The sequence below is a fragment of the Pseudomonas sp. GW101-3H06 genome (assembly GCF_059424605.1).
On record NZ_JBWKZO010000001.1, the window covers coordinates 1,969,213 to 1,984,411 of the forward strand.

General features: G+C 60.0%; 11 protein-coding genes. 6 read left to right on the plus strand and 5 right to left on the minus strand.

What is annotated here, in order from left to right:
- Positions 1-37: 37 nt before the first annotated feature.
- The 4 genes from AC07ZE_RS09005 to AC07ZE_RS09020 all read left to right on the plus strand — a co-directional run bounded on the left by AC07ZE_RS09005 (position 38) and on the right by AC07ZE_RS09020 (position 5,933).
- Entirely contained in the window at positions 38-640 is a 603-nt protein-coding gene (locus AC07ZE_RS09005; RefSeq protein ID WP_170948723.1) for a DsbA family protein, read from the plus strand.
- Positions 633-2,450, plus strand: a complete 1,818-nt coding sequence (locus tag AC07ZE_RS09010) for an ABC transporter ATP-binding protein (protein ID WP_095196480.1) — start codon at positions 633-635, stop codon at positions 2,448-2,450. Before AC07ZE_RS09005 ends, AC07ZE_RS09010 begins: the two co-directional genes overlap by 8 nt.
- Before the next feature lie 184 nt (positions 2,451-2,634).
- Positions 2,635-5,094: an EAL domain-containing protein gene (locus AC07ZE_RS09015; RefSeq protein WP_207263498.1), complete on the plus strand. Its 2,460-nt coding sequence runs from the start codon at positions 2,635-2,637 to the stop codon at positions 5,092-5,094.
- A 77-nt stretch (positions 5,095-5,171) separates the two neighbouring features.
- Positions 5,172-5,933, plus strand: coding sequence for an iron-containing redox enzyme family protein (locus AC07ZE_RS09020; RefSeq protein ID WP_219739390.1), 762 nt, complete (start codon positions 5,172-5,174; stop codon positions 5,931-5,933).
- A gap of 135 nt (positions 5,934-6,068) precedes the next feature.
- Here AC07ZE_RS09020 and AC07ZE_RS09025 read toward each other — a convergent pair whose 3' ends face one another.
- From AC07ZE_RS09025 to AC07ZE_RS09045, 5 genes are all read right to left on the minus strand, one after another.
- Positions 6,069-6,995, minus strand: a complete 927-nt coding sequence (locus AC07ZE_RS09025) for a GGDEF domain-containing protein (RefSeq protein ID WP_207263502.1) — start codon at positions 6,993-6,995, stop codon at positions 6,069-6,071.
- Between the two features lie 185 nt (positions 6,996-7,180).
- Positions 7,181-7,921 (minus strand): YciK family oxidoreductase, encoded by a 741-nt coding sequence (locus AC07ZE_RS09030; RefSeq protein WP_207263504.1) that lies wholly within the window; start codon positions 7,919-7,921, stop codon positions 7,181-7,183.
- 143 nt (positions 7,922-8,064) lie between these two features.
- Positions 8,065-8,736: an N-acetylmuramic acid 6-phosphate phosphatase MupP gene (mupP, locus tag AC07ZE_RS09035; RefSeq protein ID WP_095196485.1), complete on the minus strand. Its 672-nt coding sequence runs from the start codon at positions 8,734-8,736 to the stop codon at positions 8,065-8,067.
- A gap of 4 nt (positions 8,737-8,740) precedes the next feature.
- Positions 8,741-9,439, minus strand: coding sequence for a bifunctional 2-polyprenyl-6-hydroxyphenol methylase/3-demethylubiquinol 3-O-methyltransferase UbiG (gene ubiG / locus AC07ZE_RS09040; protein WP_007973655.1), 699 nt, complete (start codon positions 9,437-9,439; stop codon positions 8,741-8,743).
- Between the two features lie 56 nt (positions 9,440-9,495).
- Entirely contained in the window at positions 9,496-10,827 is a 1,332-nt protein-coding gene (locus AC07ZE_RS09045; protein WP_207263506.1) for a TRZ/ATZ family hydrolase, read from the minus strand.
- A 108-nt stretch (positions 10,828-10,935) separates the two neighbouring features.
- On the opposite strand from AC07ZE_RS09045, the gene mtnA reads away from it, so the two are divergent.
- Positions 10,936-12,012 (plus strand): S-methyl-5-thioribose-1-phosphate isomerase, encoded by a 1,077-nt coding sequence (gene mtnA, locus AC07ZE_RS09050; RefSeq protein WP_207263508.1) that lies wholly within the window; start codon positions 10,936-10,938, stop codon positions 12,010-12,012.
- Between the two features lie 469 nt (positions 12,013-12,481).
- On the plus strand, positions 12,482-15,151 hold the full coding sequence (gyrA, locus tag AC07ZE_RS09055) for a DNA gyrase subunit A (protein ID WP_207263510.1): 2,670 nt from the start codon (positions 12,482-12,484) through the stop codon (positions 15,149-15,151).
- Positions 15,152-15,199 lie beyond the last annotated feature (48 nt).

Here is a 15,199-nt window from a genome sequence, read left to right on the forward strand (position 1 = left end):
CATGACGACTGCCCGCCTGCTCTACGTAATGGACCCGATGTGCTCCTGGTGCTGGGGCTTTGCTCCGGTAGCCAACGCGTTGGTCGAGCAGGCGGCAGCGGCGGGTGTGGACGTGCATCTGGTGGTGGGCGGTTTGCGCACCGGCAGCGGCTCGGCACTGGAACCGTCGACCCGGCGCTACATCCTTGAGCACTGGCAGGCGGTTACCGAGGCCACCGGCCAGCCGTTCAAACTGGACGGTGCCTTGCCCGATGGATTTGTCTACGACACTGAGCCGGCGTGCCGGGCGCTGGTGACGGCACGCAGCCTGGCGCCGGATTGTGCATGGAAGCTGCTCGGGCTGATTCAGCATGCGTTTTATGCCGAAGGCCGCGACGTGACCCGCGCCAGCGTTCTGGTTGAGCTGGCGGAACAGGCCGGTCTGCCGCGCATCGAATTCGCCGCCGCGTTCGACCGTGCCGATATGCACACCGCAACGGCAGCCGATTTCACCTGGGTCCAGGATCTGGGCATTGCCGGTTTCCCCACCTTGCTGGCTGAGCGCAATGGTCAATTGGCACTGCTGACCAATGGCTATCAACCGCTCAGTGTGCTGTCTCCGTTGCTCGGCCGCTGGCTGGAGCGCGCTGCCTGTGCATGACCTGCCCGACGATGTCGCAACCGCAAAACATGTCGATCGGCTGAGCTGGGCGGAAATCCGCCGACTGGCGCTTCATCACAAGAAATCTCTGTGGATCGCCAATGGCGTGGCCGTGCTGGCGACGCTGTGCAGCGTACCGATCCCGTTGCTCCTGCCGTTACTGGTGGATGAAGTGCTGCTGGGACACGGTGACGCCGCGCTGAAAATCATGAACCTCGCACTCCCCGAGGTCTGGCAAAAGGCCGCGGGCTATATCGGCCTGATGCTGCTGGTGACCCTGGCCCTGCGTTGCGCGGCATTGTTGTTCAACGTGGTGCAGGCGCGATTGTTCGCCGCCTTGGCCAAGGACATTGTGTACCGCATTCGCATCCGCCTGATCGAACGCCTCAAGCGCATCTCGCTGGGTGAATACGAAAGCCTGGGCAGCGGGACGGTGACCACGCACCTGGTGACCGACCTCGACACCCTGGACAAATTCGTCGGCGAAACCCTCAGTCGCTTCCTTGTGGCCATGCTGACACTGGTCGGCACTGCAGGGATTCTGATGTGGATGCACTGGAAACTGGCGCTGCTGATTCTGTTGTTCAACCCGCTGGTGATCTACGCCACGGTGCAGCTGGGCAAAAAGGTCAAGCACCTGAAGAAGCTCGAGAACGACAGCACCTCGCGCTTCACCCAGGCATTGACCGAAACCCTGGACGCGATCCAGGAAGTCCGCGCCGGCAACCGTCAGGGGTTTTTCCTCGGACGACTGGGGCTGCGCGCCAGGGAAGTTCGCGATTACGCGGTCAGTTCGCAATGGAAAACCGACGCTTCGAACCGTGCCAGCGGTTTGCTGTTCCAGTTCGGCATCGATATTTTTCGCGCCGCCGCCATGCTCACCGTGCTGTTTTCCGACCTGTCCATCGGCCAGATGCTCGCGGTATTCAGCTACCTGTGGTTCATGATCGGCCCGGTGGAACAACTGCTGAACCTGCAATACGCCTATTACGCCGCCGGCGGTGCGCTGTCGCGAATCAACGAGCTGTTGTCCCGCGCCGATGAGCCTGAGTACCCCAATGGCGTCGACCCGTTCAACGGCCGCGAGACCGTGGGTATCGAAGTTCAGGGCCTGAGTTTCGGTTACGGCGACGAGCTGGTACTGAACCAGATGAACCTGTCCATCGCCCCCGGTGAGAAAGTGGCGATCGTCGGCGCCAGCGGCGGTGGCAAAAGCACGCTGGTGCAATTGTTGTTGGGTTTGTACACGCCATTGGCCGGGACCATCCGCTTCGGCGGTTCGACCCAGCAGGAGATCGGTCTGGAAACCGTTCGTGAAAACGTCGCCGTGGTCCTGCAGCACCCGGCGCTGTTCAATGACACCGTGCGTGCCAACCTGACCATGGGCCGCGAGCGCAGCGACGAGGCTTGCTGGCAGGCGCTGGAAATCGCCCAGCTGCACGCCACGATTCGTGAATTGCCCAACGGCCTGGACAGCATCGTCGGGCGTTCCGGCGTGCGTTTGTCCGGCGGCCAGCGGCAACGCCTGGCGATCGCGCGGATGGTGCTGGCCGACCCTAAAGTGGTGATCCTCGATGAGGCCACCTCCGCACTGGACGCCGCCACCGAATACAACCTGCACCAGGCCTTGGCGCGGTTCCTGAGTCACCGCACCACGTTGATCATTGCCCATCGACTGTCAGCGGTTAAACAGGCGGACCGGGTGCTGGTGTTCGATGGCGGACAAGTTGCCGAAGATGGCGACCATCAGCAACTCATTGCCGATGGTGGTTTGTACGCCAAGCTTTATGGGCATTTACAACAGCACTAGATCAGTGTCACTCGATGGTGGGTATTCTCACCACGGCCTCGGTACTGCGTTGGCAGTGCATATATAGGCCTGGCGTTTGTACTGCAATGAGATCTGCCGCTTGCCGGAACCGGGATCGCCCCCTAGTCTTGCGGTAGCGATTTCGTCCGGATGACGATCAAGCAGTGCTAATGCAAGGGAACTCATGAATCAAACGCGGACTCTTGGTACGCCACGGTTGCTGGGCATCGTCTGGCCATTTATCGCTGTCGTGCTGTTTCAGGCCCTGCTGGGCGGTGTCAGCCTTTATGTGCTTTCGGCGGTCCGTGGCTACGTTGCCGGTGAAAGCCTGTGGTCCAAGGGCCAGAAAGACGCCATCTATTACCTCAATCTCTATGCCGACAGCGGCGATGAAGGGATTTTTCTCAAATACCAGAACGCCATCGCCGTGCCTCAGGGCGGTCACGAGTTGCGTGTGGCGCTGGACCACCAGCCGCCGAATATCGAAGCGGCACGCGCAGCGATCCTCAAGGGCGGCAATCATCCGGACGATGTATCCAGCCTGATTTGGCTGTACCTGAATTTCCGGCACTTCAGCTACCTTGAGAAAGCCATCGACCTCTGGACAGTGGGTGACGCGTATCTGGTCCAGCTCGATGACGTTGCTCGCGACATGCACCGGCACATCACCGCCAGCCCGGCTTCCGATACCGACATCCAGCGTTGGAAGGCGCAGATTTTCGCGATCAACGATGAAGTCACCCCGGCGGCAAAAGCCTTCAGTGATGCCTTGGGAGAGGGATCGCGGGTGATTCTTCGCCTGTTGCTGGCGATCAACCTCGCCACAGCCCTGGGCTTGATCGCATTGGCCTTGATGCGTACCCATAAACTGCTCAAGCAACGCCACGCCTTTGCCGATGCCCTGCAGTTGGAAAAAGACCGGGCGCAGATCACCCTGCAATCGATCGGTGACGGGGTGATTACTACCGATGTGGATGGCGCCATCGCCTACATGAACCCGGCTGCCGAGGCGTTGACTCACTGGAAGGCGGAGCAGGCGACCGGCTTGCCGTTGGCGGCGCTGTTCAATCTGTTGGACGACAACGCGCAGACCGATGGTTTCACCCTGATCGAACGCATACTGAGCGGTCAGCTCAGCGGTGGCAGCGAGCATTCAAAACTGATTCAACGCCTGGACGGCAGCACGGTCTCGGTAACGCTGGTTGGCGCGCCGATCCGCAATGCCGGCAAGGTCAGCGGCACGGTACTGGTGTTGCACGACATGACCCAGGAGCGGCAATACATTGCCAATCTGTCCTGGCAGGCCTCCCATGACGCCTTGACCGGTCTGGCCAACCGCCGCGAATTCGAATATCGCCTGGAACAGGCGTTGCACAATCTGACGCGGCAGTCGGGGCGCCATGCCCTGATGTTCCTCGACCTGGATCAGTTCAAACTGGTCAACGATACCTGTGGCCATGCGGCGGGTGACGAGTTGCTGCGGCACATCTGTGCACTGCTGCAATCCGGACTGCGCGAGGGCGATACCCTGGCCCGGCTCGGCGGCGACGAGTTTGGCATTTTGCTGGAGAACTGTGCGCCGGAAGCGGCGGAGAAAATTGCCGAGGGGTTGCGGCAGACCGTGCAAAACCTGCATTTCGTATGGAAGGGCCGGCCTTTCGTGACCACCGTGAGCATCGGTCTGGTGCATGTCGCGCACAATCCGACCACCCTCGAAGCGTCGTTGCGCGCTGCCGACATGGCTTGCTACATGGCCAAGGAAAAAGGCCGTAACCGGGTTCAGGTCTATCACCCCGACGATTCGGAGTTGTCCCTGCGCTTCGGTGAAATGGCCTGGGTGCAGCGTTTGCACATGGCGCTCGAAGAGGATCGCTTCTGTCTGTATGCCCAGGAAATTGCGCCCCTCGGTCATACCGAGCCGGGCAGCGGGCATATCGAAATCCTGTTGCGCCTGCATGATGAAGCTGGCCGCATGATTCTTCCCGACAGTTTCATCCCGGCCGCCGAACGCTACGGCTTGATGACATCCCTTGATCGCTGGGTGGTGCAGAATGTTTTCAAGATCATTGCCCAATGCCGCGCCGAAACACGTCAGGGGCCGCTGGCCATGTGTGCGATCAATCTGTCAGGCACGACCATAGGTGATGAGGCGTTTCTAGACTTCCTGCGGGAACAGTTCGTTACTTATTCCATTCCGCCTGAAATGATTTGTTTTGAAATCACCGAAACCAGTGCAATTTCCAATCTTGGCAGTGCAATTCGTTTTATCAATGAACTCAAAGGCTTGGGATGCCTTTTTTCACTGGATGACTTTTGCGCCGGTATGTCTTCATTCGCGTATCTGAAACATTTGCCTGTAGACTTCCTGAAGATCGACGGGAGTTTCGTAAAGGATATGCTGGACGACCCGGTTAACCGCGCCATGGTCGAAGTGATCAATCACATCGGTCACGTCATGGGTAAACGTACGATTGCCGAGTTTGTCGAGACGCCTCAGATCGAGCAGGCATTGCTGGAGATTGGGGTGGATTACGCTCAAGGGTATGTCATAGAACGCCCGCAATTGTTTACCTTTGACAGCCTGCAAAGTCGTCCTGCCAGGCCCCAGCCTTTGTTGTTCAAGGCCCCTGGCACGTTCCGTTGAAATCTTTCGCTGATCTAACAATCACAATCAAAAGGAGCTCGACAGTGATCGACACATTCAACCGAACCGGACCCCTCATGGAAGCTGCAAGTTATCCTGCCTGGGCCCAGCGCCTGATTCAGGATTGCAGCGAGAGCAAGCGCCGGGTTGTCGAACACGAACTGTATCAGCGCATGCGTGACAACAAGCTCAGTGCAAAGACCATGCGTCAGTACCTGATAGGTGGCTGGCCGGTGGTCGAACAGTTCGCGTTATACATGGCACAAAACCTGACCAAGACCCGTTTTGCCCGTCATCCGGGCGAAGACATGGCGCGTCGCTGGCTGATGCGCAACATTCGCGTCGAATTGAACCATGCCGATTATTGGGTTAACTGGAGCCGCGCACACGGTGTCAGCCTGGAAGATCTGCAAGCGCAACAAGTGGCCCCTGAACTGCATGCCTTGAGTCATTGGTGCTGGCACACCAGTTCGGCGGATTCGCTGATCGTGGCCATTGCCGCGACCAACTACGCCATTGAAGGGGCGACCGGCGAGTGGTCGGCGCTGGTCTGCTCCAATGGGGTATACGCGGCATCGTTCCCCGAGGAAGATCGCAAGCGCGCCATGAAGTGGCTGAAGATGCACGCCCAGTATGACGATGCCCATCCCTGGGAAGCGCTGGAAATCATCTGCACGCTGGCAGGCATGAACCCGAGCAAGGCCCTGCAAGTGGAATTGCGTCAGGCCGTGTGCAAGAGCTACGACTACATGTACCTGTTTCTGGAGCGTTGCATGCAGTTGGAGTACGCGGAACGAACGCCGGTAGTCCGTGAGCGATTGGCATTGGCCGAGAGCTGATCCGAATAACACGCAATAAAAACTGTGGGAGCGGGCTTGCTCGCGAATGCGATCTGACATTCAACAATGATGTTGATTGAAAGACCATTCGCGAGCAGGCTCGCTCCCACACTGTTTTGTGCTGTTACTTGAAACTCAACCCGCCATCGTCAACCGATTACGCCCCTCGCGCTTGGCGACGTACAGCGCATTATCGGCCCTTCGCAACAAGCTCTCGGCAGACTCGCCGGGCAGCAGGGTCGAGCAACCCAGGCTCACGGTCAGTTCGATCGAACGGCCCTCCGCCACAAACTCCTCGGTCTGCACTGCAAGACGCAGTCGCTCGCCGACCAGGGCCGCCGCTTCGCGATTGGTGTTGGACAGTACGATCAGGAACTCTTCGCCGCCAAAACGAAACACCATGTCCACGTTGCGCAACTGTTGCTTGATCAAGGCGGCGACCGCTTTAAGCACTTCATCGCCGACACTGTGCCCATGGGTGTCGTTGATCTGCTTGAAGTGATCGATGTCCAGCATCAGCAGCGACAAGGGGTGCAGATGACGCCGCGAGACTTCGATTTCCCGCAGCAGCGTCTGGTCCATGGCGATGCGGTTGCCGGTGTCTGTCAGCGGATCGCGCAGTGCACTTTGAGTCGCGGCGCGGTACAGCAGGGTGTTGCGCATCGGGTAGAGCAGCGCGGCCAGCAACGATTCGAGGTTGCCCTGTTCCTGCTCGCTGAAGCGCTGGTTGCGACGAAACACCAGCTCACCCAGGTGTTCGCCTTCATGGCTGAGGCTGTAGCTGATCGAGTGGTGACCGCGTTGGCCGAATTCCAGGCGCAGATCGCTGCTCTTGTGCTCATAGCTCAAGGCATCAAGTGGTACGAGGCGCTGAACCTCACGGAAAAAAAGCCCGAGAATGCGTTGGGGTTCCAGACTGGTTTGCAGCTGCATGCTCAGTTGCTGGCGCAGTTGCGCAAGACTGACTGGCCGTTCCAGAGTCGGTTGCTGCTGACCAAAGCCCAGGCGTTGCAATTTGGCGCTGTCGAAGTCAATTGCGTTGGTCTGGGAAGGTGATTTCATATGGCGCGCGCCCTTGAGCAGTAAGACTGTCTTACAAGCTGGGTGAGAGCGGCTTTGGGCTGCGCGTCATACTGGTCCGTCAGTCCCGTAGGACATTTCGCACAAGTTTAATCTGCTTTGTAGAAGAACAGGATGCTCAAATGCCGCGACGGGAAGTCGGCGCGGCACAAAAGCGACGTACGGTATTACTGTGCGTTGAATGCCTGGCCGTTGATACCGGTGCTGTCCGGACCCATCAGGTACAGGTAGACCGGCATGATCTCCTCGGGTGTTGGATTGTTCAGCGGGTTTTCCCCTGGATAGGCCTGGGCGCGCATGCTGGTGCGGGTGGCGCCCGGGTTGATGCTGTTGGAGCGTACCGGCGCCACAGTATCGACTTCGTCCGCCAGGGTCTGCATCAGGCCTTCGGTGGCGAACTTGGAGACGCCGTAAGCGCCCCAGTACGCACGACCCTTGCGGCCGACGCTGCTGGAGGTGAACACCACCGAGGCGTCCTGGGACAGCTTGAGCAGCGGCAACAGGGTGCTGGTGAGCATGAACATGGCGTTGACGTTGACTTGCATCACCCGCATGAAATTCTCGCCGGAGAGCTGCTCGATCGGTGTGCGCGGACCAATGATCGAAGCGTTGTGCAGCAGGCCGTCGAGGTGACCGAATTCGCTCTCGATCATCGCGGCCAGCTCATCGTATTGATGGGGTAGGGCGGTTTCCAGGTTGAACGGGATCACGGCCGGTTGCGGGTGGCCGGCGGCTTCGATTTCGTCATAGACCTGGGTCAGGTTGGCTTCGCTCTTGCCCAAAAGCAGCACGGTCGCCCCGTGGGCGGCAAAGGTTTTTGCGGCGGCTGCACCGATGCCACGACCGGCGCCGGTGACGAGAATGACCCGGCCATTAAGCAAGTCAGGGCGGGCGGAATAATCAAACATAAAAAACCTCACAAAACAGAAGACAGATCGCGGCGCTTCCGATCGCGGGCAAGCCCGCTCCCACAAGGATTGAAGGTGTCCACATATTTTGTATCCACCAACATACCCTGTGGGAGCGGGCTTGCCCGGGTAGAAACCGGCTCTCAGCAGCCACAGAGCGCGCTATCAAGCACCTTGCGCAATTCCAGCGGATGATCGACCACCACATCCGCACCCCAGTGCCGCGGATTATCATCCGGGTGGATATAGCCGAAGGTCACGGCGGCGGTCCGGGTGCCGGCATCGCGACCCGATTCAATATCACGCAGGTCATCGCCCACGAACAGCACGCTGGCCGGGTCGAGGTCGAGCATCTTGCAGGCGAGGATCAGCGGCTCCGGGTCCGGTTTGCTGTTCTTTACATGATCCGGGCAAATCAGCAGCGCCGAACGTTCGGCCAGCCCAAGCTGTTGCATGATCGGCTCGGCAAAGCGCAGCGGCTTGTTGGTGACCACGCCCCAGATCAGGTTGGCTTTCTCGATGTCGGCCAGCAGTTCGCCCATGCCGTCGAACAGTTTGCTGTGGACTGCACAGCCCACGAGGTAGCGCTCGAGGAACTCCAGACGCAGCTCCTCGAAGCCCGGCGATTCCGGGTCCATAGCGAAGGTCACCGCGACCATCGCCTTGGCGCCGCCGGAAATTTCATCGCGAATGTGTTTGTCGTTCATGGGCGGCAAGCCGCGGTCGGCACGCATCGCCTGGCAGATCGCGATGAAGTCCGGCGCGGTGTCGAGCAGGGTACCGTCCATGTCGAAAAGAACTGCTCTGATTCGCATCGGCTTACTCCTCGCGCAGGGTCTGGATCATGTAGTTGACGTCCACGTCGGCCGCCAGTTTGTAGTGCTTGGTCAGGGGGTTGTAGGTCAGGCCGATGATGTCCTTGACGGTCAGGCCGGCCATGCGGCTCCAGGCACCGAGCTCGGAAGGGCGGATGAATTTCTTGAAGTCGTGGGTGCCGCGGGGCAACAGCTTCATGATGTATTCGGCGCCGACGATGGCGAACAGGTACGCCTTCGGGTTGCGGTTGATGGTGGAGAAGAACACCTGGCCGCCGGGCTTGACCATGCGGAAGCAGGCGCGGATCACCGAGGATGGATCTGGCACGTGTTCAAGCATTTCGAGGCAGGTGACCACGTCGAACTGCTCCGGCATTTCCTCGGCCAGGGCTTCGGCAGTGATCTGCCGGTATTCGACATTCACACCGGATTCCAGCTGATGCAATTGTGCGACCGCCAGCGGCGCTTCGCCCATGTCGATACCGGTCACGGTGGCGCCGCGCTGGGCCATGGCTTCGCTGAGGATGCCGCCACCGCAGCCGACGTCGAGGACTTTTTTGCCGGCCAGATTGACGCGTTCGTCAATCCAGTTGACCCGCAACGGGTTGATATCGTGCAGCGGTTTGAACTCGCTTTCGCGGTCCCACCAGCGATGGGCCAGGGCCTCGAATTTGGCGATTTCGGCGTAGTCGACGTTGCTCATGGTTTCAATCCTCGAAAAACTTGAAAAATCCTGATGCCCCCGCACAAGGGGCCTCGTTATTCGGTGCGGCCGCTGATGCGCAGTCCCCAGGACTTGGCGCTGGTGACCAGTTGTTCTTCATCCAGGCGGGTCAGGCGACGATCGTCGAGCAACTGCTTGCCGGCGACCCAGACGTGCTTCACGCAGTCCCGGCCCGTGGCATATATAAGTTGCGAAACAGGGTCGTAGACCGGTTGCTGTGCCAGGCCGGAAAGGTCGAAGGCCACCATGTCGGCGGCTTTGCCCAGCTCCAGGGAACCGACCTCGGCTTCGAGCCCCAAGGCGCGGGCGCCATTGAGGGTGGCCATGCGCAGCGCGCGATGGGCATCCAGGGCGGTGGCCGAGCCGGCGACAGCTTTGGCCAGAAGCGCAGCGGTGCGGGTTTCGCCGAGCAGGTCCAGGTCGTTGTTGCTGGCGGCGCCATCGGTACCCACGGCGACGTTGACTCCGGCCTGCCACAAGCGCTCCACCGGGCAAAACCCGCTGGCGAGCTTCAGATTCGATTCCGGGCAATGAATCACGTTGGTGTTGCTTTCTACCAGCAGCGCCAGGTCTTCATCGCTGATCTGGGTCATATGAACCGCCTGGAAACGCGGTCCCAGCATGCCCAGGCGAGCGAGGCGGGCCAGTGGGCGTTCGCCACGCTGTTCGACCGCTTGCTGCACTTCGAAGGCGGTTTCATGCACGTGCATGTGGATCGAGGCGTCCAGTTCTTCGGCGATCACCCGGATTTTTTCCAGGTTTTCATCGCCCACGGTGTAGGGTGCATGGGGGCCGAAGGTAACTTTGATGCGTTGGTGGTGCTTGAGATCGCCAAACAGCTCGACGCCCTGACGAATGGCTTCGTCCGCCGAACTGGCGCCGGGGATCGGGAAATCGAGGATCGGAATCGCGATCTGCGCACGAATGCCGCTGTTGTGCACGCGCTCGCTGGCAACCTTCGGGAAGAAGTACATGTCAGAGAAGCAGGTGATGCCACCTTTGAGTTGTTCGGCGATGGCCAGATCCGTGCCGTCGCGTACAAAATCCTCGTCGACCCATTTGGCCTCGGCCGGCCAGATATGGTTTTCCAGCCAGGTCATCAAGGGCAAATCATCGGCCAGGCCACGGAACAGGGTCATTGCCGCGTGTCCATGGGTATTGATCAGCCCGGGGCTGAGCAACATGTCCGGCAGTTCGCGGACTTCGCTTGCGTTAAGCTTCAGGGCGGCGGCGCGTGGGCCGATAAAGACAATGCGCCCGTCGCGAATACCCAGGCCATGGTCCTTGAGGACAACGCCGGCGGGTTCGACGGGTACCAGCCAGGTCGGCAGCAATAACAGGTCGAGCGCAGCGGCAGTGTTCGGCATCGAGGGGCGGTTCCAGTGCTGTTGTAAAGGATGGCGAAGTATACCCGAGCGTCTTCGCGGGGGGATCGCTATAATCGTCGGCTTTTGTTCATGAGTGCGGGGTGTGGGATGCGCGATCGACTGTTGGCTGCGGAGAAGGTGAAGGCCATCGATTGGCGTGATGGCGCCCTGTATCTGCTGGATCAGCGTATTTTGCCGTTCGAGGAAACCTGGATTGCCTACACCAGCGCGGCTGGCGTGGCCGAGGCGATTCGCTCGATGGTGGTGCGCGGGGCACCGGCAATTGGCATCAGTGCGGCCTATGGCATCGTGCTGGCAGCCCGCACCCGGATTGCTGAAGGGGGCGACTGGTACGCCGCGCTGGAGGAGGATTTCGCGCTGCTCGCCGATTCCCGCCCCACCGCGGTCAATCTGTTCTGGGCCTTGAATCGCATGCATGACCGGCTGGATCGCCTGAAAGACAATGCCGATCCGCTGGCGGTGCTGGAGGCCGAGGCCATCGCCATTCATGAAAGTGATCGCGAAGCCAACCTGACCATGGCGCAGTTGGGCGTCGATCTGATCCGCAAGCACCAGGGCAATGCCCAGGCGATCCTGACCCATTGCAACACCGGCGCGCTGGCCACCGGCGGCTTCGGTACGGCGCTGGGGGTGATTCGCGGGGCGTTCATCGAGGGTATGGTTGAGCGTGTCTACGCCGACGAAACCCGTCCATGGCTGCAAGGCTCACGGCTGACGGCCTGGGAGCTGGCCAACGAAGGGATCCCGGTGACCCTCAATGCCGATTCCGCCGCGGCCCATATCATGAAAACCAAGGGCATTACCTGGGTGATCGTGGGTGCGGACCGGATCACGGCCAATGGCGATGTGGCGAACAAGATCGGCACCTATCAATTGGCGGTCAATGCCATGCACCACGGTGTGCGTTTCATGGTGGTGGCGCCGAGTTCAACCATCGACATGAACCTGGCCAGCGGCGACGACATTCCGATCGAAGAGCGCGATGGCCGTGAGTTACTTGAGGTCGGCGGCAAGCGGGTCGGGGCTGAAGTCGATGCGTTCAACCCGGTGTTCGACGTGACGCCTGCGGATCTGATCGATGCCATCGTCACCGAAAAAGGCATCGTCGAGCGGCCGGACACGGCGAAAATGGCGCAACTGATGTGCCGCAAGCGTCTGCATTGATGGGCGTGGCGATCGAAAGGACGCCATCGCCAGCAGGCTGGCTCCCACAGGGTTTGTGATCGACACGGATCAACTGTGGGGGCAAGCAGGCTGAGTTTGTGCTTGATACGGATCAACCGTGGGAGCCAGCCTGCTGGCGATTAGGTCCTGAAAGTCAATAAACATCTGTAATTCGGCTCCTGATTCTGCATTCGCAGTCGCTCTAAGCCCCTCTGATCCCCTTCAAGCCTGCCATCAGTCAACTAACTACACTCCATGCGCATCTGGGGGATAGGTGCGTGGCGGCTCTTGTGATAACATCCGGCGGTTTCCAGGGTTGCCCGATGGGGCGACCTTTACTGCGCAGATCCATGGCATAACTCGTTGATTTGTCGTAAGTCGGTGCATGGCACTCAGCCTGCAGCGGCGAGCTTCGTTCGTCCCATATGGATGTGACGAGGTTTCACCAGAAAAAGGAATCAGGCTTCTCATGGGCGAACTGGCCAAAGAAATCCTCCCGGTCAATATCGAAGACGAGCTGAAGCAGTCCTACCTCGACTACGCGATGAGCGTAATTGTCGGGCGGGCACTGCCGGATGCGCGCGACGGCTTGAAGCCCGTGCACCGGCGTGTGCTGTTCGCGATGAGCGAGCTGGGTAACGACTTCAACAAGCCGTACAAGAAATCTGCCCGTGTTGTCGGTGACGTGATCGGTAAGTATCACCCGCACGGTGATACCGCGGTGTACGACACCATCGTTCGGATGGCGCAGCCATTCTCGCTGCGCTACCTGCTGGTAGACGGTCAGGGCAACTTCGGTTCGGTGGACGGCGACAACGCCGCGGCCATGCGATACACCGAAGTGCGCATGACCAAGCTGGCGCACGAGCTGCTGGCTGACCTGCACAAGGAAACCGTGGACTGGGTGCCGAACTACGACGGCACCGAAATGATCCCGGCGGTCATGCCGACCCGTATTCCCAATCTGTTGGTCAATGGCTCCAGCGGTATCGCCGTGGGCATGGCGACCAACATTCCGCCGCACAACCTCGGTGAAGTCATCGACGGTTGCCTGGCGCTCATCGACAACCCCGAGCTGACTGTCGACGAGCTGATGCAATACATCCCCGGTCCGGACTTCCCGACCGCCGCGATCATCAACGGTCGCGCCGGCATCATCGAGGCCTACCGCACCGGTCGCGGCCGCATTTACATGCGTGCCCGCTCGATCATCGAAGACATCGACAAGGTCGGTGGTCGTCAGCAGATCGTCATCACCGAACTCCCTTACCAGCTCAACAAGGCACGTTTGATCGAGAAGATCGCCGAGCTGGTCAAAGAGAAGAAACTCGAAGGCATCACCGAACTGCGCGACGAGTCCGACAAGGACGGTATGCGCGTCGTGATCGAGCTGCGCCGCGGTGAAGTGCCGGAGGTGATCCTCAACAACCTCTACGCCCAGACCCAGCTGCAGGCAGTGTTCGGTATCAACATCGTCGCGCTGATCGACGGCCGCCCGCGGATCCTGAACCTCAAGGACCTGCTGGAAGCCTTCGTCCGTCACCGTCGCGAAGTCGTGACCCGTCGTACCGTGTTCGAACTGCGCAAGGCGCGTGAACGTGGACACATTCTGGAAGGTCAGGCCGTTGCCCTGTCGAACATCGACCCGGTCATCGCCCTGATCAAAGCCTCGCCAACACCGTCGGAAGCCAAGGAAGCGCTGGTCAGCACCCCTTGGGAGTCTTCCGCCGTGGTGGCGATGGTCGAGCGTGCCGGTGCCGATTCGTGCCGTCCGGAAAACCTCGATCCGCAATACGGCCTGCGCGACGGCAAGTACTTCCTGTCGCCGGAACAGGCGCAAGCCATTCTGGAACTGCGTCTGCACCGTCTGACCGGTCTGGAACACGAAAAACTGCTGGCTGAGTATCAAGAGATCCTCAACCAGATCGGCGAACTGATCCGCATCCTCAACAGCGCCACGCGTCTGATGGAAGTGATCCGCGAAGAGCTGGAAGTGATCCGCGCCGAGTACGGCGACGTGCGTCGCACCGAAATCCTCGACGCCCGTCTCGATCTGACACTGGGCGACATGATTCCGGAAGAAGACCGTGTCGTGACCATTTCCCACGGTGGCTACGCCAAGACCCAGCCGCTGGCTGCGTACCAGGCCCAGCGTCGTGGCGGTAAAGGCAAGTCGGCCACCGGCGTCAAGGATGAGGACTACATCGCTCACCTGCTGGTTGCCAACAGCCACACCACGCTGCTGCTGTTCTCCAGCAAGGGCAAGGTGTACTGGCTGAAAACCTACGAAATCCCTGAAGCATCCCGTGCGGCCCGTGGTCGTCCGCTGGTCAACCTGCTGCCGCTGGATGACGGTGAATACATCACCACCATGCTGCCGGTCGAGGAATACACCGAAGGTCACTACATCTTCATGGCTACCGCTAACGGCACCGTGAAGAAGACCCCGCTGGAATCCTTCAGCCGTCAGCGCAGCGTCGGCCTGATCGCGCTGGAGCTGGATGAAGGCGACGTGCTGATTTCTGCCGCGATCACCGATGGCGAGCGTGAAGTCATGCTGTTCTCCGATGGTGGCAAGGTGACGCGCTTCAAGGAATCCGACGTTCGCGCCATGGGCCGTACCGCCCGCGGTGTGCGCGGCATGCGTCTGCCGGAAGGCCAGAAGCTGATTTCCATGCTGATCCCGGAAGAAGGCAGCCAGATCCTCACCGCCTCCGAGCGTGGTTACGGCAAGCGTACGGCGATCACCGAGTTCCCTGAGTACAAGCGTGGCGGCCAGGGCGTTATCGCCATGGTCAGCAACGAACGTAACGGCCGTCTGGTCGGCGCGGTACAGGTGCTCGACGGCGAGGAGATCATGCTGATTTCCGACCAGGGCACCCTGGTGCGTACCCGTGTCGATGAAGTTTCCAGCCTGGGCCGTAACACCCAGGGTGTGACCCTGATCAAACTGGCCAAGGATGAAACCCTGGTCGGCCTTGAGCGGGTTCAGGAGCCGTCGGAAGTCGAGGGTGAAGAACTCGAAGGTGAAGGTTTTGAAGGTGAAGAGGGTGCCGGGTTTGTCGGTGAGGTCGTGAATGACGACGTTGCCGAAGACCAGCAACTCGACGCCGCTGCTGACGAAGAGCCACAAGAGTAAGTGGACATGAGGGGGCGGATGAAAATTCGCCCCCTTGTTGTTTGTCCG